General features: G+C 58.6%; 22 protein-coding genes and 1 tRNA gene. 4 read left to right on the top strand and 19 right to left on the bottom strand.

Translation table 11 applies throughout. The features are described from left to right. Positions 1 to 10 precede the first annotated feature (10 nt). Complete coding sequence (locus ACTJJ6_RS10025; protein ID WP_016929262.1) at positions 11 to 244, bottom strand: hypothetical protein; 234 nt, start codon at positions 242 to 244, stop codon at positions 11 to 13. A gap of 357 nt (positions 245 to 601) precedes the next feature. On the opposite strand from ACTJJ6_RS10025, the gene lpxP reads away from it, so the two are divergent. Further along, positions 602 to 1,510: a kdo(2)-lipid IV(A) palmitoleoyltransferase gene (lpxP, locus tag ACTJJ6_RS10020; protein WP_075205901.1), complete on the top strand. Its 909-nt coding sequence runs from the start codon at positions 602 to 604 to the stop codon at positions 1,508 to 1,510. A 390-nt stretch (positions 1,511 to 1,900) separates the two neighbouring features. Here lpxP and ACTJJ6_RS10015 read toward each other — a convergent pair. The 6 genes from ACTJJ6_RS10015 to gpt form a co-directional block, all read right to left on the bottom strand. Continuing rightward, positions 1,901 to 1,976, bottom strand: a tRNA-Thr gene (locus ACTJJ6_RS10015). Between the two features lie 190 nt (positions 1,977 to 2,166). Further along, positions 2,167 to 3,420: a glutamate-5-semialdehyde dehydrogenase gene (gene proA / locus ACTJJ6_RS10010; RefSeq protein ID WP_164053711.1), complete on the bottom strand. Its 1,254-nt coding sequence runs from the start codon at positions 3,418 to 3,420 to the stop codon at positions 2,167 to 2,169. Positions 3,421 to 3,429: 9 nt separating this feature from the next. Beyond that, positions 3,430 to 4,533, bottom strand: coding sequence for a glutamate 5-kinase (gene proB / locus ACTJJ6_RS10005; protein ID WP_015376738.1), 1,104 nt, complete (start codon positions 4,531 to 4,533; stop codon positions 3,430 to 3,432). A gap of 239 nt (positions 4,534 to 4,772) precedes the next feature. Beyond that, complete coding sequence (gene crl, locus ACTJJ6_RS10000; protein WP_033641981.1) at positions 4,773 to 5,174, bottom strand: sigma factor-binding protein Crl; 402 nt, start codon at positions 5,172 to 5,174, stop codon at positions 4,773 to 4,775. A 60-nt stretch (positions 5,175 to 5,234) separates the two neighbouring features. Next, positions 5,235 to 6,482 carry an esterase FrsA gene (frsA, locus tag ACTJJ6_RS09995; protein ID WP_016928979.1) on the bottom strand — a complete coding sequence of 416 codons (1,248 nt, stop codon included), beginning with the start codon at positions 6,480 to 6,482 and terminating at the stop codon, positions 5,235 to 5,237. Positions 6,483 to 6,785: 303 nt separating this feature from the next. After that, positions 6,786 to 7,244, bottom strand: coding sequence for a xanthine phosphoribosyltransferase (gene gpt, locus ACTJJ6_RS09990; RefSeq protein WP_004930253.1), 459 nt, complete (start codon positions 7,242 to 7,244; stop codon positions 6,786 to 6,788). A 339-nt stretch (positions 7,245 to 7,583) separates the two neighbouring features. Here gpt and pepD point away from each other — a divergent pair, with 339 nt between their 5' ends. Beyond that, positions 7,584 to 9,044, top strand: a complete 1,461-nt coding sequence (gene pepD / locus ACTJJ6_RS09985; RefSeq protein WP_049299722.1) for a beta-Ala-His dipeptidase — start codon at positions 7,584 to 7,586, stop codon at positions 9,042 to 9,044. A gap of 43 nt (positions 9,045 to 9,087) precedes the next feature. Here the strand turns inward: pepD and dinB are convergent, their stop codons facing one another. Next, positions 9,088 to 10,149, bottom strand: a complete 1,062-nt coding sequence (dinB, locus tag ACTJJ6_RS09980) for a DNA polymerase IV (RefSeq protein ID WP_440801277.1) — start codon at positions 10,147 to 10,149, stop codon at positions 9,088 to 9,090. A gap of 183 nt (positions 10,150 to 10,332) precedes the next feature. On the opposite strand from dinB, the gene ACTJJ6_RS09975 reads away from it, so the two are divergent. Next, the gene (locus tag ACTJJ6_RS09975) at positions 10,333 to 11,229 is read left to right on the top strand and encodes a glycerophosphodiester phosphodiesterase family protein (RefSeq protein ID WP_440801275.1); all 897 of its coding nucleotides are present in this window, start codon (positions 10,333 to 10,335) and stop codon (positions 11,227 to 11,229) included. A 65-nt stretch (positions 11,230 to 11,294) separates the two neighbouring features. Here ACTJJ6_RS09975 and ACTJJ6_RS09970 read toward each other — a convergent pair whose 3' ends face one another. The 10 genes from ACTJJ6_RS09970 to ACTJJ6_RS09925 form a co-directional block, all read right to left on the bottom strand. After that, positions 11,295 to 11,714 carry a putative T6SS immunity periplasmic lipoprotein gene (locus ACTJJ6_RS09970; protein WP_016928983.1) on the bottom strand — a complete coding sequence of 140 codons (420 nt, stop codon included), beginning with the start codon at positions 11,712 to 11,714 and terminating at the stop codon, positions 11,295 to 11,297. Between the two features lie 4 nt (positions 11,715 to 11,718). Beyond that, positions 11,719 to 12,249 carry a type IV secretion protein Rhs gene (locus ACTJJ6_RS09965; protein WP_143778593.1) on the bottom strand — a complete coding sequence of 177 codons (531 nt, stop codon included), beginning with the start codon at positions 12,247 to 12,249 and terminating at the stop codon, positions 11,719 to 11,721. A gap of 216 nt (positions 12,250 to 12,465) precedes the next feature. Next, positions 12,466 to 12,693 carry a (Na+)-NQR maturation NqrM gene (gene nqrM / locus ACTJJ6_RS09960; RefSeq protein ID WP_004930244.1) on the bottom strand — a complete coding sequence of 76 codons (228 nt, stop codon included), beginning with the start codon at positions 12,691 to 12,693 and terminating at the stop codon, positions 12,466 to 12,468. A gap of 7 nt (positions 12,694 to 12,700) precedes the next feature. Then, positions 12,701 to 13,750, bottom strand: coding sequence for an FAD:protein FMN transferase (locus tag ACTJJ6_RS09955; protein WP_049299726.1), 1,050 nt, complete (start codon positions 13,748 to 13,750; stop codon positions 12,701 to 12,703). Continuing rightward, on the bottom strand, positions 13,734 to 14,957 hold the full coding sequence (gene nqrF / locus ACTJJ6_RS09950) for an NADH:ubiquinone reductase (Na(+)-transporting) subunit F (protein WP_033634097.1): 1,224 nt from the start codon (positions 14,955 to 14,957) through the stop codon (positions 13,734 to 13,736). Before nqrF ends, ACTJJ6_RS09955 begins: the two co-directional genes overlap by 17 nt. Positions 14,958 to 14,972: 15 nt before the next feature. Further along, positions 14,973 to 15,569: an NADH:ubiquinone reductase (Na(+)-transporting) subunit E gene (gene nqrE / locus ACTJJ6_RS09945; RefSeq protein WP_004930235.1), complete on the bottom strand. Its 597-nt coding sequence runs from the start codon at positions 15,567 to 15,569 to the stop codon at positions 14,973 to 14,975. A gap of 6 nt (positions 15,570 to 15,575) precedes the next feature. After that, complete coding sequence (locus tag ACTJJ6_RS09940) at positions 15,576 to 16,205, bottom strand: NADH:ubiquinone reductase (Na(+)-transporting) subunit D (RefSeq protein WP_004930232.1); 630 nt, start codon at positions 16,203 to 16,205, stop codon at positions 15,576 to 15,578. Continuing rightward, complete coding sequence (locus ACTJJ6_RS09935; RefSeq protein WP_016928990.1) at positions 16,198 to 16,992, bottom strand: Na(+)-translocating NADH-quinone reductase subunit C; 795 nt, start codon at positions 16,990 to 16,992, stop codon at positions 16,198 to 16,200. Before ACTJJ6_RS09935 ends, ACTJJ6_RS09940 begins: the two co-directional genes overlap by 8 nt. After that, a complete protein-coding gene (locus ACTJJ6_RS09930; protein ID WP_016928991.1) occupies positions 16,982 to 18,223 on the bottom strand; it encodes an NADH:ubiquinone reductase (Na(+)-transporting) subunit B in 1,242 nt (413 codons plus the stop codon). The genes ACTJJ6_RS09935 and ACTJJ6_RS09930 overlap by 11 nt, the downstream gene beginning before the upstream one ends. A gap of 3 nt (positions 18,224 to 18,226) precedes the next feature. After that, complete coding sequence (locus tag ACTJJ6_RS09925) at positions 18,227 to 19,576, bottom strand: Na(+)-translocating NADH-quinone reductase subunit A (protein WP_028128252.1); 1,350 nt, start codon at positions 19,574 to 19,576, stop codon at positions 18,227 to 18,229. Between the two features lie 554 nt (positions 19,577 to 20,130). Here ACTJJ6_RS09925 and dpaA point away from each other — a divergent pair. Further along, positions 20,131 to 20,901, top strand: coding sequence for a peptidoglycan meso-diaminopimelic acid protein amidase (dpaA, locus tag ACTJJ6_RS09920; RefSeq protein WP_004930225.1), 771 nt, complete (start codon positions 20,131 to 20,133; stop codon positions 20,899 to 20,901). Here dpaA and ACTJJ6_RS09915 read toward each other — a convergent pair. Continuing rightward, the gene (locus ACTJJ6_RS09915) at positions 20,836 to 21,639 is read right to left on the bottom strand and encodes a class II glutamine amidotransferase (protein ID WP_004930222.1); all 804 of its coding nucleotides are present in this window, start codon (positions 21,637 to 21,639) and stop codon (positions 20,836 to 20,838) included. The two genes, dpaA and ACTJJ6_RS09915, sit on opposite strands and share 66 nt — an antisense overlap. Positions 21,640 to 21,734: the final 95 nt, after the last annotated feature.

Raw genomic sequence — 21,734 nt, 5'->3', positions numbered from 1 at the left:
AAAAGGCACATTAAAGCCTGCCGTTAATGCGCTGATTGTCCCTGAGAACTTCGATTGCGGTTTGCATTACGACTTTATCATCTCGTCTTTTCTGTTTGAGTTGCATTACCTGGAGGTATTCAAGCAACGTTCGGGTGTTAATCGGCCTGCCTTGTTTTCCCACGGCCAGCACCGCCTCACCAAGGATAATTTTCACTGGGGGTAACTGTGCAGGGTACCAGTCAAGGGTGTCTTCTGATTTCATTATAAATTTCTCATGGAAGGGTATTATATCACAAAATATTACTTTGTTGCTTGGTTCTGCTCTCATAGCTCAAGAATAAAGAGAAACCGTATACTATATGGATAGTTAAAGCCAATGACTCCCTGCTGAGTTTATGAATGTGATTAATGCATTTCGAGTTGTAAAAAACGAAATCAGGCTAATGAAACATCCAGAAGAATAATGACAAGGATGATTGCAACCACTATGCGCCGACTAATTTATATTTTGAATCTAAACACAACACCATTGTCTAAGTAGTATGTAATGCTAAAGACATAGTTTTATTTATACATTACAAACTATATATTTAATTTTCGGGTCGAGTTAAGGAAAAACATGTCACAACATTTTACAAAGGCTTTACTCCATCCCCGTTACTGGATTACCTGGTTTGGGCTAGGTTTGCTCTGGATTATCGTCCAACTTCCCTATCCGGCACTGCATTTATTAGGTTCTACTCTGGGGAGGTCATCTAGACCTTTTCTTAAAAGGCGCGGGCGCATTGCCGACAAAAATATAGAGCTCTGCTTCCCGGAAATGACAACAAAAGCACGGGATCAGCTGGTCAGAAAAAATTTTGTTTCCTTGGGGTTAGGGTTGATGGAAACTGGTATGGCTTGGTTTTGGAGTGATGCCAGGGTGAGGAAATGGTTTGAGGTTGAAGGTATTGAAAATCTAACGAAAGCTACCCGAGGCGTAATGGTTTTAGGCGTTCACTTCATGTCCCTTGAATTATGCGGAAGAGTTATGGGGGTATGCCATCCAATGATGGCTACTTACCGTCCACACAATAATCTGCTTATGGAATGGATACAAACTAAAGGTCGAATGCGCTCAAACAAAGCAATGATTAATCGACGCAATTTACTTGGGTTTGTCCGGGCACTGAAAGCCGGCGAGGCTGTTTGGTTTGCACCTGATCAGGATTATGGGCCCGAGGGTAGTGTTTTTGCGCCTTTCTTCTGCGTTAAAAATGCAGCCACTACGAACGGAACTTTTGTTCTATCGAAACTCGCAAGAGCGGACTTGATTACTTTGAGCATGATCCGACTTAGTAATAAAAAGGGCTATCGTATGTTTATCAGCTCTCCGCTTTTAGATTATCCCAAAGGTGATGAGATTATAGCAGCAAACTACATAAATAAAATTATCGAAAAGGAAATCTGCCGAGCCCCCGAACAATATCTATGGATGCATCGTAGGTTTAAGACTCGGCCTGAAGGAGAGCTTTCTGTTTATAAATGAATTATCAGCTAAATCACACAGTATAGCATCAGACCGCCTTATATTTTCGAGATTTACAAAACACTCTGTTTATGTGGCCTCTAATAGATATAAAAATCACTACCGCGATTAATTTCACACGCAATCAATGCCTTGCAAGCGTGTTGGTTTAACTAAAATTGGCAATGAGCACTAATTATTTAAGGAAGGAATATCCTCACCATAATCTGCATATCGTTTAAAGGCATGTGTATAGGAATCCAAGACCGAACAGGAACATATACGCAATCCTATACACATTAGAGACCGGATTCCACTGGAACATTACGGACTAATACGGATAAAAAAATCATAATGTCTTTTTAAAACAGAGTGTTTATGGATAAATACGGACTTTACAGGAAGAGAGGATGGTGCCGATAATAGGAGTCGAACCTACGACCTTCGCATTACGAATGCGCTGCTCTACCAACTGAGCTATATCGGCATCGAGCCGGGCCTGCAGGGCAAGCCGGAAGTGCGTTGAACAAGGTAGACCCGTGCACGAAATGAGTCAATAGCCGCCGAGGCGTTTGGTTGTTTTGCAAGCAACCAGACTGTCGTGCAATCTCCCTTTTCCAAAAACAATCAGGGCGCAGCATGCTGCGCCCTGACCTCTTTATGACCGCAATGCGGCCTTAGCTGCGCACCAGATCGTCGCCGTAGCCGATCCACTTGTAGGTGGTCAGCGCGTCCAGGCCCATCGGACCGCGGGCGTGCAGTTTCTGGGTGCTCACCGCCACTTCTGCGCCCAGGCCGAACTGGCCGCCGTCGGTGAAGCGAGTGCTGGCGTTAACGTACACCGCCGAGGAGTCCACCGCGCGCACGAAGTGCTCGGCGCTGCTGAGCGAACGGGTGAGGATCGCGTCGGAATGGTTAGTGCCGTGGGTGCGGATGTGATCGATGGCCTGATCGATATCGTCCACCAGCAGCACGTTCAGATCCAGCGACAGCCATTCGTCGTCGTAATCCTCCGTATTCACCGGCACCACCGTCGCCGGGCCGCCCTGCAGCAGCGGCAGCGCGTTTTCCGCCGCGTGCAGCGTCACGCCCGCCGCCGCCATTTTGGCGCTCAGCGCCGGCAGGAACTCAGCGGCGATGCTGCGGTTCACCAGCAGCGTCTCCAGCGAGTTACAGGCGCTCGGGCGCTGGATCTTGGCGTTTTCAATCACCGTCAGCGCCTTGTCGAAATCGACATTGGCATCCACGTAGGTATGGCACACGCCGATGCCGCCGGTGATCACCGGAATGGTCGATTGCTCGCGGCACAGCTTGTGCAGGCCGGCGCCGCCGCGCGGGATCAGCATGTCGACATAGCGATCCAGGCGCAGCAGTTCGTTCACCAGCGCGCGATCCGGGCTGTCGATCGCCTGCACCGCCGCCGCCGGCAGGCCGCACTGTTCCAGCGCCTGCTGGATCACTTTCACCGTTGCCTGGTTGGTGTTGTGCGTCTCTTTACCGCCGCGCAGGATCACTGCGTTGCCGGTTTTCAGGCACAGGCTGGCGACGTCGATGGTGACGTTCGGCCGCGCCTCGTAAATCACGCCGATCACGCCGAGCGGCACCCGGCGGCGCTCCAGCTTCAGCCCGCTGTCCAGCAGGTTGCCGTCCAGCACGTGGCCGACCGGATCGTTCAGGCGGCACACCTGGCGCACGTCGTTGGCGATCGCCGCCAGCCGCGCCGGGGTCAACAGCAGGCGATCGAGCAGCGCTTCGCTCATGCCGGTAGCACGCGCCTGCGCCATGTCTTGTTCGTTCGCCAGCAGGATCGCTTCGCTGTTGGCTTCCAGCATGTCGGCCATCACCGACAGCACCTGATTCTTCTTCGCCGTGCTCAGCACCGCCAGCTGCCAGGAGGCCTGCTTGGCGGCCTTCCCCATCTGCTCCAGCATGCTCACTCCTTAACTGACAATCATATCGTCGCGGTGCACTGCCACCGGACCGTATTCGTAACCGAGGATCTCGCTGATTTCCTGCGAGTGGTGCCCGGCGATCATGCGCATCGCATCGCTGTTATAGCGGCTGACGCCGTGCGCCAGATCGCGCCCCGCCAGGTTGCGGATGCGGATCACTTCGCCGCGCGAGAAGTCGCCCTTCACTTCGCGGATGCCTTTCGGCAGCAGCGAGCTGCCGCGCGCCATCATCGCTTCCACCGCGCCGTCATCGACGGTGATCTCACCGGCCGGCGGCGCGCCGAAGATCCAGCGCTTGCGATTTTCCAGCGGGGTTTCCAGCGCGTGGAAACGGGTGCCCACCGGTTTGCCTTCGATCACGTCCGCCACCACGCCCGGCTTGCTGCCCGCGGCGATCACCACATCGATGCCGGCGCGGCAGGCCACGTCGGCCGCCTGCAGCTTGGTGCCCATGCCGCCGGTGCCCAGGCCGGAGACGCTGTCGCCGGCGATGGCGCGCAGCGCGTCGTCGATGCCGTGCACTTCACGGATCAGTTCGGCCTGCGGGTTGTTGCGCGGATCCGCGGTGTAGAGGCCCTGCTGATCGGTCAGCAGCAGCAGTTTGTCGGCCCCGGCCAGAATGGCCGCCAGCGCCGACAGGTTATCGTTGTCGCCCACCTTGATTTCGGCGGTGGCGACGGCGTCGTTCTCATTGATTACCGGCACGATGCGGTTGTCCAGCAGCGCCGTCATGGTGTCGCGCGCGTTGAGGAAGCGCTCGCGGTCTTCCAGATCGGCGCGCGTCAGCAGCATCTGCCCGACGTGGATGCCGTAAATGGAGAACAGCTGTTCCCACAGCTGGATCAGCCGGCTCTGCCCCACCGCCGCCAGCAGCTGCTTGGAGGCGATGGTGGCGGGCAGCTCGGGGTAGCCCAGGTGTTCGCGCCCGGCGGCGATGGCGCCGGAGGTGACGATGACGATGCGGTGGCCCGCGGCGTGTTGCTGCGCGCACTGGCGCACCAATTCGACGATGTGGGCGCGGTTCAGACGCAGCGATCCGCCGGTCAACACGCTGGTGCCCAATTTCACAACCAATGTCTGGCTGCCGTTCATAGTATTTCTGCCGTGTAATATACCCGTCATCTTTCAAGCTGCAGCGTTGTTGGCTGCACGCACTCACCCCAGTCACTTACCTCAGTAAGCTCCTGGGGATTCCTGCGCTTGCCGCCTAGCCGCAACTCGAAAGCTATAGGGTATGATGAGAATAAGAGTGCAAAGGTCTTTGTAACAGGAGAGACGCGTTATGCCAACAGGCACAACGCGAAATCAGCACAATACGTGGTCAAACGGGGTCAGGCGGAGAGTTTGATCAGTTTTTCTTTGAAATCGTCGGCGGGTTCCAGCCCCAGCTCCATGGTCGCCAGCAGCTCGCCGAGGCGGCGATGGAAGTCGCGCAGGGTGTCTTCCAGCTTGGCACTCACTTCATCATCCTTAATGTTTTGCGCCGTCCAGTCGCCTTCCTTGTCGAACAGGCCGAATTGGTACGAATAGGTGAAGCGCGCCTCTTCCGCCTGCAGCTCCATCCACCAGCCCCAGAACTCACGCTTCTCCGGAGCGGGCTTTACATTGACGCAGACGGCCAAACAATCAAAGAAAAAACGGTCGTTTTCACATTGCCCTTCACGCAGGTACGGCCCCAAGCTGGCAAAACGTTTCATTAGTCGGCTTTTAGGGTGACCACTCGGTAACGTCATTCTCTAACCTCCTCAATGTAGACCACTCTTTTTAACAAACTGTTAAAATTTAGCAACTAATTAACGCATTTTGTCCCTCAGCCAACCGGACATCTGCAGCAACGCCCGGTGGAAGCTGTCGTAAACCGGGGTGCGCGGGATGGCGACCAGCTTGCCGCTCACCGAGGAGGTGACGATCAGCTGCGACTCTTCTTTCGGGCTGAGCGTATCGCGCTCCCAGTAGCCGGAGATCATCGGCGTCGGGCAACGGCGCCCCAGCAACCCCTGCATTTTCAGCGAGTAGCTGTTCAACTCCACTTTCAGCACGTTGTCGGAGGCATTGGCCATGCCCATGCGGCTGGCCAGCACGTCCATATACATGTCCGGCACGTTCAACTGGGTGCTGCTGTCGCACAGCAGGCGATGCACCACCGGCCCCAGGCAGGCCACGCCGCGCAGCCGCTGCGGCTCCAGATAGGCCAGCCGCACCGCCACGTTGGCGCCGAAGCGGAAGCCGAAGGCGCTCACCCGCTGATGATCCACCCACGGCACCGAGGCCAGCTGGATCAACACTTGTTGGTGCAGGTAGCTGGAGTCCTGCGTCAGCTTCCATTTGCAGGAGGAACCTATCGACGGCATGTCGAGCGTCAGCATGGCGATGCCGTGCGGCGCCAGGTAGTCGCGGAACAGGCGATGATAGTCAGTCTGCAGCGTATCGAGACTGCCGCACATCAGCACCGTCGGGAACGGCGCTTCGCCCTTCTCGGGCATGTGCAGGAAACCGGTGACGCAACCGCCGCCTTCGATGCGGAACTCCAGCTCTTTCAACTGATACGGCAACAGCAGCGCCGCCTCTTCATAAGCGCGGTTGGCGAGCATCTCCGCCTGTTCAGCCAACTCGTCGCCCTTCAGATGCGGGTAGCCGGCGATGCTGTACAGGCTCGCGGCCTTCAGCCAGTACTCGCCGCCGAGCAGCGGATCCTGCTGCTCCGTCGCCCGCTGCTGCCACTGCATGCCCTGATGGATCCACTCGTAGATCCAGTTGCCGTTGCGGTAGCCCACCACGGTATCCAGCCGCTGCGGATTGCTGCGCTCGGCGTCCGAGGCGGCGATGCGCGCCAGCACTTCGTGGATTTCGATCGGGCTGACGCCGCGCCAGGCCCACAGCAGCGGATTCAGCATGCGGTACCAGCTGCCGGTGGTGTCGCCTTCCAACGCGGAATGCATGGCGGCGCTCACTTTGTTGCGCGCGCGCAGCACCAGCGTCGAGGTTTCAGGGTGTTTGAATTTGGGCTTGAAAAGAATTTCAGAAAGGTTGGCCTGTGCCATGGTAACAACAGCCTCCGTAAATCTGGCGATAGGCCGCAACAGGCCTACTTAACTGGAGGTAGTGTACCTAACTCTGGCGGGATAAACCAAGATAACGCAAACGCCCGGCATAACCGGGCGTCAGGCGGCTGACAAAGGAGGAAAAAGCGTGGTTTTTCCTCCTTTGTGGTCAACGGCCGAAAATCAATAAATTGATTTTCCTTATTTTTTATATCTTGCCTTCGGTAAGCCTGACAACGCCATCACGTTTATCATTAAACAAACGCCCGGCATAACCGGGCGTTGACTTGGAACTGGCTGGGCTTAGCGACCGCCGATAGGGGGAACGAAGCTGACGCCCATGTCCCACGGCTGCTCAATCCAGGTGTCCTGTGGGATGTCGATCACGTAGTCGTCCACCAGCGGACGGCCCGCCGGCTTGGCGAAGATGGTGACGAAATGCGCTTTCGGGTACATGTCGCGAATCGCTTTTGCGGTGCCGCCGGTATCCACCAGATCGTCCACCACGATGAAGCCTTCACCGTCGCCTTCGGCGCGCTTGAGCACTTTCATTTCGCGCTGGTTGTCATGGTCATAGCTGGAAATGCAGACGGTATCCACATAGCGGATGCCCAGCTCGCGCGCCAGCAGGCCCGCCGGCACCAGGCCGCCGCGGCTGACGGCAATGATGCCGGTCCATTTGTCGGCAGGCAGCAGGCGGTGCGCCAGCTTGCGTGCATGTATTTGCAGCATATCCCAGGTAACAACGTATTTTTCGCTCATAGAATCGTGTCCCAGCCGGTTGGTGAAGCGGCTTACTTTATAGTTCAGGGGAAAAAAGGTTGCGCGAGATTATAGAGACTGGCCGCGTTGAATTCCAGCTGTACCGAGGAAAACCTCGCGATTTCCGCCGGGCGGCTTTTCGGTGATTGATGCTGAAAAAGCGAGCGTTCCCGCCGCGAAGCCGTGTGATCAAGCGCTTAAACCGCACAATACGGGGGGCGCACCGCCGGAAATAAAGTGATATTCTCTGACGATCGTGCCACGACGCACAGATACCCGCTCACCTTAACCGCGCGGCACGCCCGTCCTGTCGGAGCCTGCCGTCACAGGAGACTTATAGTGTCTGAATTGTCTCAGCTTTCGCCACAGCCGCTGTGGGATATTTTCGCCAAGATCTGTTCTATCCCGCACCCTTCTTATCATGAAGAAGCGCTGGCGCAGCACATCCTCACCTGGGCCAAAGAAAAGAATCTGCACGCCGAGCGCGATCGGGTCGGCAATATCCTGCTGCGCAAGCCGGCCACCAAAGGCATGGAAAACCGCAAGCCGGTCGCGCTGCAGGCGCACCTGGACATGGTGCCGCAAAAGAATAACGACACCGTGCACGACTTCGCCAAGGATCCGATCCAGCCTTATATCGCCGGCGAGTGGGTGAAAGCGCGCGGCACCACGCTGGGCGCCGACAACGGCATCGGCATGGCCTCCGCCCTGGCGGTGCTGGCCGACGACAGCGTTGAGCACGGCCCGCTGGAAGTGCTGCTGACCATGACCGAAGAAGCCGGCATGGACGGCGCCTTCGGGCTGCAGCCGGACTGGCTGCAGGCGGACATCCTGATCAATACCGATTCCGAAGAAGAAGGCGAAATCTACATGGGTTGCGCCGGCGGCATCGACTTCATCACCACCCTGCCGCTGCAGCGCGAAGCGGTGCCGGCCGGTTACCAAACCCTGAAGCTGACCCTCAAGGGCCTGAAAGGCGGCCATTCCGGCGCCGAGATCCACGTCGGGCTGGGCAACGCCAACAAACTGCTGGCGCGCTTCCTGTTCGCCCATGCGGCGGCGCTGAACCTGCGCGTGCTGGACCTGAACGGCGGCACCCTGCGCAACGCCATCCCGCGTGAAGCCTCCGCGGTGGTAGCGGTGCCGGCGGACAAAGCCGACGCGCTGAAAGCGCTGAGCCAGGAGTTCCTGGCCGTGCTGCAGAACGAACTCTCCGCCAAAGAGAAGAACATCACCGTGCTGCTGGAGCCGGCCACCAGCGCTTCGCAGGCGCTGAGCGCCGACAGCCAGCAACGCTTCCTGGCCCTGCTGAACGGCACGCCGAACGGCGTGATCCGCATGAGCGACGCGGTGAAAGGCGTGGTGGAAACCTCGCTGAACGTCGGGGTGGTCACCACCAGCGAAAACGAAGCGGAAATCATCTGCCTGATCCGCTCCCTGATCGACAGCGGCAAAGACTACGTGGTCGAGATGCTGACCGCGCTGGGCCAGCTGGCCGGCGCCAAAGTGGCGCCGAAGGGCGGCTACCCGGGCTGGCAGCCGGACGCCGACTCACCGGTGATGCACCTGGTGCGCGAGCTGTATCAGGATCTGTTCAACAAGACGCCGAACATCATGGTGATCCACGCCGGTCTGGAATGCGGTCTGTTCAAAAAGCCGTATCCAAACATGGACATGGTATCGATCGGGCCAACCATCACCGGCCCACACTCGCCGGATGAGCAGGTGCATATCGAAAGCGTCGGTCTGTACTGGAAGCTGCTGACCTCGTTGCTGAAAGCGATCCCTGAACGCGCGTAATCTGCGCGCTTAACGCAAAAAGCCGGCGACTTGCCGGCTTTTTTTATTCCCAAGGCAGCGCCAGCTGCCGCTCCAGCTGCGGATCGAGCAGCGTCACATGCAGCCCCACCAGCCGCACGCCGCGCCCTTCGCGCCGCTCGCGCCACGCCTGCCGCGCCACCGCCAGCAAATCCTGCCGGTTCAGCACCGGGAACACGTGTTCCTGAGTGGTTTGCTGAAAATCCTGAAACTTCAGCTTCACGCCTTGCCGGGCGATGTGCAGATCCGGCTTCACCTTGCGCAGCCGCATCTCCAGCTCGGGGTAGAGTTTGTCGATAATCAGCGTTTCGCAGTCTTCCCAGTCGTGAATGTCTTCCGCCAACGTGCGCTCCACGCCCACCGATTTACGTAGCCGCTCCGCCGAGATTTCGCGCCGCTCGATGCCCTGACACCGCTCCCACAGCACCCGGCCGAACTTGCCGAAACGCTTGAGCAACTGCGCCAAATCGTATTGCTGCACGTCGGCGCAGGTGATGAGCCCCACCTCTTCCAGCCGCTTGGCGGTCACCTTGCCGACGCCGGGGATCTTGCTGAGCGGCAGCTGCTGCAAAAACGCCGGCACCTGCGCCGGCGTGATCACGTATTGCCCGTTCGGCTTGTTCATCTCGGAGGCGATTTTAGCGAGAAACTTGATTGGCGCGATGCCGGCCGACGCGGTGAGGTTCAGCTCGTCGGCGATCGCCTGACGGATCTCCTGGGCGATCAGCGTCGCCGAACCGTTGCATTGCGGGCTGTCGGTCACGTCGAGATAGGCTTCATCGAGCGACAGCGGCTCGATCAACGAGGTGTAACGGGCGAAGATTTCACGGATGTGTTGCGAAGCCTCTTTGTAGGCCGCCATGCGCCCCGGCAGCAGGGTGAGATGCGGACATAGCTTGAGCGCCATCGCCGTGGACATGGCGCTATGTACGCCGTAGCGCCGCGCCGGGTAGTTGGCGGTGCTGATCACCCCGCGCCGATCGGCGCTGCCGCCAATCGCCAGCGGGATATCGCGCAGGCTGGGATCGTCGCGCATTTCCACCGCCGCGAAGAAGCAGTCCATATCGACATGAATGATTTTACGCATCGCACCCTCCAGCAATACTGTATAAGTATACAGCCATATACCGAAAGCTCAAGGCCGCAGGCTTCGATGAAAGCGCCGTTTCCGCCAGATATTTCCGCGTTGTTAAAAAAGCTTAATTTTTCAATAGTATGATTTCCGCCATCCCGTGCGGCTCACCACAACGATAACGACAAGGTACTCTACATGATCAGATTTTCTCATTGGCTGCTGGCTTCCGCACTGTCGCTGAGCGCGCTGGCGGCCAGCGCCGCCGCCGGTCACGCGCCGGCGATCGTCGCCCATCGCGGCGGCACCGCCGATGCGCCGGAGAACACCCGCATCGCCATCGAAACCGCGCTGAAAAACGGCGCCGACGCCGTTTGGATCACCCTGCAAGCATCCAAAGACGGCGTCATCGTGCTGTATCGCCCCTCGGATCTGAAGGCGCTGACCAACCGGCAGGGCCCGGTTTCTGCCTATACTGCCGCGCAGTTGGCCGGGACCGATGCCGGCTGGGCGTTCGCCAAAGGCGATGCGCATCCGTTCCGCGGCCAGGGCATCGGCATTCCGCGGCTGGATGAGGTGTTGAAGGCCTTTCCGCGCGTGACTTTCTATCTGGACATCAAATCCCCGGACGCCGATCCGGCGCAGTTTGGCCAGGCGCTGCTGGCGACGCTGGAAAGCACCGACAGCCTGAACCGCACCCGCGTTTACTCTACCGATGCCAAATACCTGCAGGCGCTGCCGCCGGCCGTCCCGCGCTTTGAAAGCCGCGACGAGACCCGCACGCTGCTGGCCAACGTCACCATGGCGCACCAGTGCGATGTCAAACCGGACAACCGACAGCCGCGCTGGTATGGGCTGGAGCTGAAGCGCGAGGTGGAAGTGGTAGAGAAGTACACCCTCGGCGAAGGGCGCTCGAAGGCGTTTCTGACCTGGGATAAAGAGTCGATGGATTGCTTCCGCTCGCAGGGCCCGGCGCACATCATTCTGTTCGGCGTCAACACGCCGCAGGCGTATCAGCAGGCGCTGGCACTGGGCGCCGACGGCGTGATGGTCAACTCGCCGGCCGAGGCGAAAAGTTTCCGCAAGGCGAAATAAATCACCGGTTACGGCATAAGGCGGTTCGTCATCCCGCCTTATGCCCGTATGGCTTTCAATATCCGTTAGCGAGCAGGAACCACCTGGATGGTGCTATTTTCATAGCGAACACTAAACCCAGCACCGAATAGCCGGGCGGCAGGCTCAAGACCTTTACTTCGTTTATCCCGCGACAACAGCGTCACCGATATCCCGTAAGACTTCCCGCCTTCGAATTTATAGTTATCGTCGGGAATGCACGTAGCCGCGGTGACCGCAGGCATCTCGTTATCCGCGAAGTGCTTGCCGAAGATAGCATTGGCGTTGCCGATTTCTTCGATAATGACGCCGGCCAAGCGTTCGTCCCCTTCAGGTTGAACCCGCACACAAACGTGGTTATCAACGACAGTGACGTTGGCCGCGTAGTTTTTTGGCCTCGGATCGTTCATGTGCATGCAGCCGACGAGCAACAAAGTTAGCGTTCCAGCCAAAATAATGCGGTTCATCCTGTTACCTCTGCTTAAGAAACTGAGAAAGCGCATATTCGTATTTTCTGGCGATCGTTTTATCCGTTACGCCCTGAAAATTCACGCCATTGTTAATCGCACCCAGCCAGATAGTGTAACCATACTTCTTCAGGAACCAATAATCAGCGATGATTGAAGCCTGCTGTTCCATAGAGTAGTTATGCAATGGCTGTTTACCATCGAGTCGATATTTGTATTCAGCAGCCCAACTCAATAAACCTCGGGTTCTCACCCACATGCCTTTTTGGTGCTGCCAGACATGGCTCATTTCGTGGATAAATACATGCTGGAAACCTGCAGCAGCCGTGGAAAAATCAGCCTTATACAAAGCTTGTCTAAACCAGACTTCTCCGTTGGGCGCCATCGCCGTTCTGCTGGCTTGCAATCCAAACGGCAGATAGCTATCGCAGTGGACAAACACCTTCTCATAGAAAACTGACCTGCCAAACACGGAACGGGCCAAATTAATTTCACCCACCGTTAACCCCCGTTTTATCCCTTCTTGTTGTTCCATCCTGGAACTCCCTGAATCCAAAAGAAACCTAATGAGACGACATATTAACCAACCGAGTCAACGAGCTAACCAACTGAGAAGCAACAGAAAAATCCGGATGTTTTTAAAATGAGAGCTGTATCAACCTTAAGACCTAAAGCTTGATAAGAACAAAATAGAGGATGTACATTTTTCCTATCAAATAAAAAACCCGGCCAAGGCCGGGTTTTCGCTTCGCTACAGAATGCGGTGCTTGTCCAACTGCTCGCGCCGCTGCGCCGCTTTGGCTTCGCGCTTTTTGCGCGCATCGCACGGCTCCGGGCAGTCGCAGACTTTCTCCATGCCCAGCGCGGTGATGCCGCCGCAGCTGCCCTGCAGGCTTTTGCGTTTGAACACGTAACCCAGCGACATCCCGCCGACGATCAGCAGGAACAACACGAAGGTAGCGGCGAATACCGTCAACATAGCAACCTCACGAACGCTTTTTCAGATAGGGTTTGAACGCGTCCGAATAACGCTCCTCAAACCCGTCGGCGGTTTTCACGATCATGAACACCGGGATACCGAGCAGGTTGGCCAGCGCCATGCCGCGCTCTGGCCCCATCACGTTCAGGCCGGTGGACAGGCCGTCGGCGGTCATGCAGGTCGGGCTCAGCACGGTGATCGACACCAGCCGATGATGGATCGGGCGCCCGGTGATCGGATCGATGGTGTGCGAATAGCGCACCCCGTCCTGCTCGAAGTAGTTGCGATAGTCACCCGAGGTGGCGATCGACATCTCCCCCGGTTGGATCACCAGCTGCGCCTGCTGCTGCGCGCCGGTGGTCGGGCGCTCGATGGCGATGCGCCACGGCTTTTGCTCGCCGTTATGCCCGCGGGTGCGCACCTCGCCGCCGATATCCACCATGTAGTCTTTCACGTGTTGCGATTGCAGATACTCCGCCACCACGTCCACGCCATACCCTTTGGCGATCGACGACAGATCGACGTACAGCTCGGGGATGCTTTTCACCAGCGCGCTGCCCTGCACCGCCAGTTTGTCGGCGCCGGTCCAGGCGCGGCGGTGCGCCAGCTCCGCCTCGCTCGGCACCTTATCCGGCCGCCCTTCCGGGCCGAAGCCCCACAGGTTGACCAGCGGCCCGACGGTCACGTCCAGCGCGCCATCGGTGACGCGATTGATGCGCAGCGCTTCGCGCACCACTTCGGCGGTGGCCGGCGAAACCGGGAACGGCCGGTCAATGTCGCGGCTGGCGTTGAAGCGGCTGAGCTCGGAATCCGGCCGGTAGGTGGACATCTGATCGTTCACCTGTTCCAGTCGTTTGTCGATCTCCGCCTGCATCTCGCGCGCCGACGGCGTATTGTCGCCGGCCACGTAACGGATCGAATACGAGGTGCCCATGGTTTTACCCGTCAGATCCACCTGTTCCGGCCCGCAGCCGGTCAGCAGCAGGGTGGCGCTCAGCGCCACGCCCGCCAGCCAGTTCTTCGTCGCCAATGCGCGCAATTTAGCCACCAAAGTCATCCAGCATGATGTTTTCGTCTTCGACGCCCAGATCTTTGAGCATCTTGATCACCGCGGCGTTCATCATCGGCGGCCCGCACATGTAAAACTCGCAGTCCTCCGGCGCCGGGTGGTTCTTCAGGTAGTTCTCCAGCAGAACATTATGGATAAAGCCGGTGTAGCCGGTCCAGTTATCTTCCGGCTGCGGATCCGATAGCGCCACGTGCCAGGTGAAGTTTTCGTTCTCCGCCTGCAGCTGGTTGAAATCGTCTTCATAGAACATCTCGCGCAGCGAACGCGCGCCGTACCAGAAAGTGATCTTGCGCTTCGAGTTCAGACGCTTGAGCTGATCGAAGATGTGCGAGCGCATCGGCGCCATGCCTGCGCCGCCGCCGATGAAGATCATTTCGGCGTCGGTGTCCTTGGCGAAGAACTCGCCGAACGGCCCGGAGATGGTCACCTTGTCGCCCGGCTTCAGCGACCAGATATAGGAAGACATGATGCCCGGCGGCACGTCCGGATTGTTCGGCGGCGGCGTGGCGATACGCACGTTGAGCATGATGATGCCCTTTTCTTCCGGGTAGTTGGCCATCGAGTAGGCGCGCACCGTGGTGTCGTTCACCGTCGAGCGGTAGCGGAACAGGTTGAACTTGTCCCAGTCGCCGCGATACTCCTGCGGCACGTCGAAGTCGGCGTAACTGATGTCGTGCGCCGGCGCTTCGATCTGGATGAAACCGCCCGCGCGGAACGGCACGTCTTCGCCATCGGGGATCTTCAGCTTCAGCTCTTTGATAAAGGTGGCTTTGTTATCGTTGGAGATAACCTCGCACTCCCATTTCTTCACGCCGAAGATCTCTTCCGGCAGTTCGATCTTCAGGTTCTGCTTCACGTTCACCTGGCACGCCAGGCGGCAACCCTCTTTCGCTTCGCGCTTGTTGATGTGCGAGAGCTCGGTCGGCAGGATATCGCCGCCGCCCTCTTTGATCACCACCCGGCACTGGCCGCAGGAACCGCCGCCGCCACAGGCCGAGGAGACGAAGATCCCCTGGCTGGAGAGCACGTTGAGCAGCTTGTCGCCCGCCGGCGCATGGAAGCTCTTATCCAGATCGCCGTTGATTTCCACCGCGATGTCGCCGGTATTCACCAGCTTCGACTTGGCGAACAGGATCAGCAACACCAGCACCATCACGATGGCGGTGAACATTGCTACGCCTAAAATAATTTCCATAAATTCTTCCCGCCTTTACAACTGAACACCGGAGAAGGACATGAAGCCCAGCGCCATCAGTCCGGTGGTGATAAAGGTAATGCCCAGGCCGCGCAGCCCTGCCGGCACGTTGGCATACTTGAGTTTTTCGCGGATCCCCGCCATGGCGACGATCGCCAGCATCCAGCCGGTGCCGGAACCAAAGCCGTACACCACCGATTCGGCGAAGTTATAGTCGCGCTGCACCATGAAGGACACGCCGCCGAAGATGGCGCAGTTCACGGTGATGAGCGGCAGGAAGATGCCGAGCGCGTTATACAGCGACGGGAAGAAACGATCGAGGATCATCTCCAGAATCTGCACCAGCGCCGCAATCACGCCGATGAAGGTGATGAAGTTGAGGAAGCTCAGATCGACGCCTTCCACCAGCGCGCCGTCGCGCAGGATCAGGTTGTAGACCAGGTTGTTCACCGGCACCGAAATGCCGAGCACGATGGTCACCGCGATGCCCAGGCCAAAGGCGGTCGAGACCTTCTTCGACACCGCCAGGAAGGTGCACATCCCGAGGAAGAACGCCAGCGCCATGTTCTCAACGAACACCGCGCGCACAAACAGGCTGATATAGTGTTCCATCGGCCTTTACTCCTTTTCGATCTGCGCCGGCTTCAGGGTGCGCAGCACCCAGATCAGCAGGCCGATGATGAAGAACGCGCTCGGCGCCAGCAGGAACAGGCCGTTCGGCTGATACCAGCCGCCGTTCTGCACCGTTTCCAGCACCGGCACGCCGAACAGCTTGCCGGAGCCGATCAGCTCGCGCAGGAAACCGACCAGCACCAGGATCACCCCGTAACCCAGCCCGTTGCCGATGCCGTCCATAAAGCTCTCGATCGGCGGCGACTTCATGGCGTAGGCCTCGGCGCGCCCCATCACGATGCAGTTGGTGATGATCAGGCCGACGAACACCGACAGCTGCTTGGAGATCTCAAACGCATAGGCGCGCAGCAGCTGATCGACCACGATCACCAGCGAGGCGATGATCGCCATCTGCACGATGATGCGCACGCTGTTGGGAATATGATGACGGATCAGCGAGATGAAGAAGCTGGAGAACGCGGTCACCAGCGTCACCGCAATGGTCATCACCACCGCCGTCTCCAGCTTGGTGGTCACCGCCAGCGCCGAACAGACGCCCAGCACCTGCAGGGCGATCGGGTTATTGTCGAACAGCGGCCCCAGCAGGACCCGCTTTATCTCTTTGGAATCAGCCATTTTTCAGCGCTCCTTCACGAACTTTTTTCAGGAACGGGCCGAAGCCGTGCTCGCCCAACCAGAAATCAAACGTATGCTGTACGCCGTTGGAGGTCAGCGTGGCGCCGGACAGGCCGTCCACCCCGTGTACATCCCCCTGACGCGCGCCGCCTTTCACCACGCGGATCGCCGGCTGGCCATTGTCGTCGAACAGCTGCTTGCCGACCCACTGCTGGCGCCAGGACGGGTTCTCGACCTCCCCGCCCAGCCCCGGGGTTTCCCCCTGGTCGTAGTAGGTGATGCCCTTGACCGTGTTGCCGTCATTATCCAGCGCCACGAAGGCGTACATCATCGACCACAGACCGGTGCCGTATACCGGCAGCACAATCTTGTTCACCTGGCCGCTTTCATCGCGCACCAGGTAGATTTCCGCCAGGTTGCTGCGGCGCTTGATGCCGGCCGGATCGTCGCCCGCCGCCAGCGCCACGCTTTTGGCGTCGTCGCGCAGCGCGGCGCCCAGATCGAACGCCGCCGCCTTGCCGGCGACAAACTCGCCGCTGTTCAGATCCACCAGGCGCGGTTCGATGCGCTCGCTGTACAGGCGCTTGACCTGCTCGCTCTCCATTTTCGGCTGCAACAGGCCGGCTACGTCGAGAATATTGCGCTGCTTGTCGAGCAGCTTTTGCTCCTGCTGTTTGGACTTCAGGCCGACGGCGGAGCCCGCCACCACCACTGAACACACCAGACACAGCAGCAGCACTACCAGCAGCGTTTTACCGATGCCGTCGTTTTTCGCTTCATTCGCCACGGGCTTTTCTCCGCTTGATGTTGGCCTGCACCACCAGGTAATCGAACAGCGGTGCGAACAGGTTGGCGAACAGGATCGCCAGCATCATGCCTTCCGGATAGGCGGGGTTGACTACCCTAATCAGCACGCACATCACGCCAATCAGAATGCCGTACCACCATTTCCCCTTATTGGTGAAGGAGGCGGAAACCGGGTCGGTCGCCATAAAGATCATGCCGAAGGCGAAGCCGCCCAGCACCAGATGCCAGTACCACGGCATGGCGAACATCGGGTTGGTGTCCGAACCGATGGCGTTGAACAACAGGGCGGAAGCCACCATGCCGAGCATTACGCCGGCGACGATGCGCCAGGAGGCCACGCGGCCGAACAGGATAATCGCCCCGCCGATCAGGATCATCAGCGTGGACACCTCACCGATCGAGCCGGGAATGTTGCCGAGGAAAGCGTCCAGCCAGCTGATGGACTGGCCGGTGGCCACGTTGCTCAGGCTGTGCGCCCCGCCCGCGCTCCACTGCGCCAGCGGCGTCGCGCCGGAGAAACCGTCCGCGGAGGTCCACACCAAATCGCCGGAGATCTGCGCCGGATAGGCGAAGAACAGGAAGGCGCGGCCGGCCAGCGCCGGGTTGAGGAAGTTGCGCCCGGTGCCGCCGAAGATCTCTTTGGCCACCACCACGCCGAAGGTGATGCCCAGCGCGGCCTGCCACAGCGGCAGGGTCGGCGGCACGATCAGCGCGAACAGGATGGACGTGACGAAGAAGCCTTCGTTGACCTCATGCTTGCGGATAATGGCGAACAGCACTTCCCAGAAGCCGCCGACGACGAATACCACGGCGTAGATCGGCAGGAAGTAACAGGCGCCCAGCACCATCTTGCTGACCCAGCCGGCGTCGGCCGCCAGCGAGGCGCCGAGCCACTGCGCCAGGCGATAATGCCAGTCGCCCGCCAGCACCTGTTGCAGCGCGTCGCCGCTGTACAGATGGTGCAGCGCCGGGATTGCCTGCTGGCCGACGTTGTACATGCCCCAGAACATCGCCGGGAACACCGCCAGCCACACCAGGATCATCATGCGTTTCAAATCGATGGCGTCGCGCACGTGCGAAGCGCCGCGCGTCACCGTGCCGGGGGTGTAAAACACCGTAGTGGTCGCTTCATACAGCGGGTACCACTTTTCCAGTTTGCCGCCCGGCGTGAAGTGATGCTCTATCTTCTCGAAATAATTCTTCAGGCCCATCGGTTATCCTTCCTGCTCAATCTTGGTCAGCACCTCGCGCAGCACCGGCGCGTACTCATACTTGCCGGGGCAAACGAAGGTGCACAGCGCCAGATCTTCCTCATCCAGTTCCAGGCAGCCCAGCGCTTGCGCGCTGTCGCTGTCGCCCGCCAGCAAATCGCGCAGCAGCAGCGTCGGCAAAATATCCAGCGGCATCACCCGCTCATAGTTGCCGATCGGCACCATGGCGCGCTCGCCGCCGTTAGTGGTGGTTGAGAAAGCGAACAGTTTGTTCTTCAGGAAGTGGCCCAGCGTGGTGCGGGTAATGGAGAATTTGTTCGGTGAGGGCACGATCCAACCGAACAGCTCTTTGTCGCGCCCTTCCTCCAACACCGACACCTGCGAGTGGAAGCGGCCGAGCCAGGCGTTCGGCCCGGCGGCGTGCATGCCGTTCAGCACCGAACCGGAGATCACCCGATTCTCGCCGCCTTTCAGGCGGCCGGCGGTCAGCTCATCGAGGCTGGCCCCCAGGCGGGTGCGCAGCAGCGCCGGCTGCGCCACCTGCGGCCCGGCCAGCGCCACCACACGGCGGGTATCGAGCTTGCCGGTGGTGAACAGCGTGCCGATGGCGATGACATCCTGGTAACCGATGTGCCAAACGATTTTCTTCAGGCTGACCGGTTCAAGGAAATGAATGTGGGTGCCCGCCAGCCCGGCGGGATGCGGGCCGGCGAATTCGCTGTAGGCGATCTGCGAGCCGCTTTGCTGCCCAACCGAGGCGCCGGCGGCGTGGCATACGTGTACCTTGCCCGCCGTCAGGCGCGCCAACACCACCAGCCCGGCGTTAAACGCCGCCTGCTGTTCGGCGATGATCACCTGCGGGTCGGCGGCCAACGGCTGGGTATCCATCGCGGTGACGAAAATGGCGCGCGGCTCGCTGCCGGGGCTCGGCGTTTTGCTGAACGGACGGGTGCGCAGCGCGGTCCACAGGCCGCTGGCGATCAGTTCGCTTTCGACCTGTTCACGCGGCAGCTGGCTCAGTTCACCCAGCGGATAGTGCGCAAACTCAAGCTGATCGTCGCCGCCGTTTTCCAGCGCAATCACCACCGATTGCAATACGCGCCGCTCGCCGCGGTTAATCGCGGCGATGCGGCCGCTGGCGGGTGCCGTGAAGAAAACCCCGGGGTTTTTCTTGTCTTCGAACAACGCCTGGCCTTTCTTAACGGTATCGCCTTCCTGCACCAGCATGGAGGGGCGCATTCCGACATACTCTTCCCCAAGCAGGGCGACATGCTGAATGTTCGGGCCATCTTGGATCGCCTGAACCGGAACCCCGGCTATCGGCAGATCTAACCCTTTTCTGATCTTAATCATAGGATTTATACGATGTAGTTTGGTTTACACGTCTGCCCGGCCCCAGAGGCGGGTGCGGACGATGCCAGGATTGCCGGGCAGTGCGCACGACGGCACGCCCAACATGAACTTTCTCGCAGTGAATATATGGGGTAACGCGCATTCCCTTGATTCCCCCCTCTCCGTTATTTGCGTGACAATCGATGTGTTAACGGCCTGTAGCCAAATAACCACCGAAACGGCCGGGTTATATGCCATAACCCCCGCCGCTTCAATCGCCACCGCGCGTTAAATTGAAGAGAGAATATTAACATTGTTCGCAACATTGTTCTGCGTTCCGTCGTGACTTGGGTCAAGCAAACGCAATTAAATTTCGCCTGTTTTTCACTACTTATCGTTAAAATCTGCCGGTCATTTCACTTTTATCGAGCTTTGTCGTTTTTTTATACATATCACGTATTGCTAAAAATAAACGCGCTGGTAATCTGGCGGTGTTTTGCAGCAGTAAAAACAATAATCAGTGGCATGCTGGCCAGGTTGATTACGCCGGCAGATAAATATAAGCAGGAATTATAATGAGCAAAATCGCGCTGTTGTTTGCGATGCTTGTTTCTATGCCGATGATCACGGCCTGCAGCGCCAGCGAGCAGGTACCCGAAGCGCCGGTAGTTAAACAGCAATTATTGGGTTCGCCGGTCTATATTCAGATCTTCAAAGAGGAACGCAAGCTGGAATTGTATGCCAGAATGGGCAATGAATTCCGCCTGGTCAACACGTTCCCGATCTGTAATTTCTCCGGCGGGCTGGGTCCTAAACGTCGTGAAGGCGACTTTAAAAGTCCTGAAGGCTTTTATAGCGTTGACGCGCGCCATCTGAAACCCGACAGCAAGTATTATCGGGCGATCAATATCGGTTTCCCTAACGATTACGATAAGTCGCAGGGCTATTCCGGCGCTTATCTGATGATCCACGGCGAATGTAAATCGATCGGCTGTTACGCGATGACCAACACCTATATGGATGAGATCTATCGCTACGTCGAAGCCGCCTTCGCCTATGGCCAAAGCCGCGTCGACATCAGCATCTACCCGTTCCGCATGACCGAACAGAACCTGAAACGCCATGCGTCATCCAGCTATATCGCCTTCTGGCGCCAGCTGAAGCCGGGCTATGATTACTTCGCGAAGAACCGCCAACCGCCGACAATGGGCGTGGTCAATGGCCAGTACGTCTTGGGTCAACCGCTGATGAGCAGCGGCGGCATGATGACGCAGTACGCGTCAGCCAGCCCGACGCCCAACACCAACCCCTTCGCTCAGAACAAGCCGCTCACCGAAGTGAAATAACGCGAACTCGCCTGGCTCAATCTTGTGCCAGGTTTCGTTAGCGGTCAGCGGTTGGGTGGCGATCACCGTGACCACATCGTTCGGTGTGGTCTGTTGCTGAAAATCAATCTCCACGTCCTGATCGAGCAGCGTCGCCTTGCCGAACGGCGCGCGGCGCGTAATCCAATACAGGTTGGTGGAGCAATACGCCATCACGAAGCGCCCGTCCGACAACAGCATATTGAATACCCCTTTCTTGCGCAGTTGGCTCGCCAACAGGCCAATGTAGCGGAATACCGCCGGCCACTGGCTCGGGGTGCGCGGATATTTCAGCGCCAGCTGGTGCAGCAGCCAGCAGAAGGCATATTCGCTGTCAGTCTGGCCGACCGGGCGGAACGTGCCGGTATCCAACTGACGATAGCCTTTCAATTGGCCGTTGTGCGCGTAGGTCCAGTTGCGGCCCCACAGTTCGCGGGTGAACGGATGGGTGTTTTCCAACGCCACTTCGCCGCGGTTGGCCTGGCGAATATGGGACACCACCGCGCAAGACTTGATCGGGTAGTCCTGCACCAGGCGGGCGATCGGCGAGTTGAAGCTCGGCTGCGGATCCTTGAATGTGCGGCAGCCGTTCCCTTCATAGAAGGTAATGCCCCAGCCATCCTTATGCGGCCCGGTGCGGCCGCCGCGCTGTACCAGGCCGGTAAAGCTGAAGCAGATATCGGTCGGTACGTTTGCGCTCATCCCGAGCAGTTCACACATCGCCAGCACTCCTTAACCACACTGACACAGACTGTGCGGGCACGGCATACATGCGGCGCCCGCAGTCTTATTCATGGGGAGCCGCAGCCCCCCGA

The organism is Serratia sp. 22278 (genome assembly GCF_052045405.1).
Taxonomy (GTDB): domain Bacteria; phylum Pseudomonadota; class Gammaproteobacteria; order Enterobacterales; family Enterobacteriaceae; genus Serratia; species Serratia marcescens.
Note: the sequence above shows the minus strand (reverse complement) of the source record. Positions and strands in the feature narration are given on the sequence as shown.

Coding starts and splice junctions, on each gene's coding strand:
- ACTJJ6_RS10025 (WP_016929262.1), bottom strand. CDS start 244: ATGAAATCAGAAGACACCCTTGACTGGTACCCTGCACAGTTACCCCCA.
- lpxP (WP_075205901.1), top strand. CDS start 602: ATGTCACAACATTTTACAAAGGCTTTACTCCATCCCCGTTACTGGATT.
- proA (WP_164053711.1), bottom strand. CDS start 3,420: ATGCTGGAGCAGATGGGGAAGGCCGCCAAGCAGGCCTCCTGGCAGCTG.
- proB (WP_015376738.1), bottom strand. CDS start 4,533: ATGAACGGCAGCCAGACATTGGTTGTGAAATTGGGCACCAGCGTGTTG.
- crl (WP_033641981.1), bottom strand. CDS start 5,174: ATGACGTTACCGAGTGGTCACCCTAAAAGCCGACTAATGAAACGTTTT.
- frsA (WP_016928979.1), bottom strand. CDS start 6,482: ATGGCACAGGCCAACCTTTCTGAAATTCTTTTCAAGCCCAAATTCAAA.
- gpt (WP_004930253.1), bottom strand. CDS start 7,244: ATGAGCGAAAAATACGTTGTTACCTGGGATATGCTGCAAATACATGCA.
- dinB (WP_440801277.1), bottom strand. CDS start 10,149: ATGCGTAAAATCATTCATGTCGATATGGACTGCTTCTTCGCGGCGGTG.
- ACTJJ6_RS09975 (WP_440801275.1), top strand. CDS start 10,333: ATGATCAGATTTTCTCATTGGCTGCTGGCTTCCGCACTGTCGCTGAGC.
- ACTJJ6_RS09970 (WP_016928983.1), bottom strand. CDS start 11,714: ATGAACCGCATTATTTTGGCTGGAACGCTAACTTTGTTGCTCGTCGGC.
- ACTJJ6_RS09965 (WP_143778593.1), bottom strand. CDS start 12,249: ATGGAACAACAAGAAGGGATAAAACGGGGGTTAACGGTGGGTGAAATT.
- nqrM (WP_004930244.1), bottom strand. CDS start 12,693: ATGTTGACGGTATTCGCCGCTACCTTCGTGTTGTTCCTGCTGATCGTC.
- ACTJJ6_RS09955 (WP_049299726.1), bottom strand. CDS start 13,750: ATGACTTTGGTGGCTAAATTGCGCGCATTGGCGACGAAGAACTGGCTG.
- nqrF (WP_033634097.1), bottom strand. CDS start 14,957: ATGGAAATTATTTTAGGCGTAGCAATGTTCACCGCCATCGTGATGGTG.
- nqrE (WP_004930235.1), bottom strand. CDS start 15,569: ATGGAACACTATATCAGCCTGTTTGTGCGCGCGGTGTTCGTTGAGAAC.
- ACTJJ6_RS09940 (WP_004930232.1), bottom strand. CDS start 16,205: ATGGCTGATTCCAAAGAGATAAAGCGGGTCCTGCTGGGGCCGCTGTTC.
- ACTJJ6_RS09930 (WP_016928991.1), bottom strand. CDS start 18,223: ATGGGCCTGAAGAATTATTTCGAGAAGATAGAGCATCACTTCACGCCG.
- ACTJJ6_RS09925 (WP_028128252.1), bottom strand. CDS start 19,576: ATGATTAAGATCAGAAAAGGGTTAGATCTGCCGATAGCCGGGGTTCCG.
- dpaA (WP_004930225.1), top strand. CDS start 20,131: ATGAGCAAAATCGCGCTGTTGTTTGCGATGCTTGTTTCTATGCCGATG.
- ACTJJ6_RS09915 (WP_004930222.1), bottom strand. CDS start 21,639: ATGTGTGAACTGCTCGGGATGAGCGCAAACGTACCGACCGATATCTGC.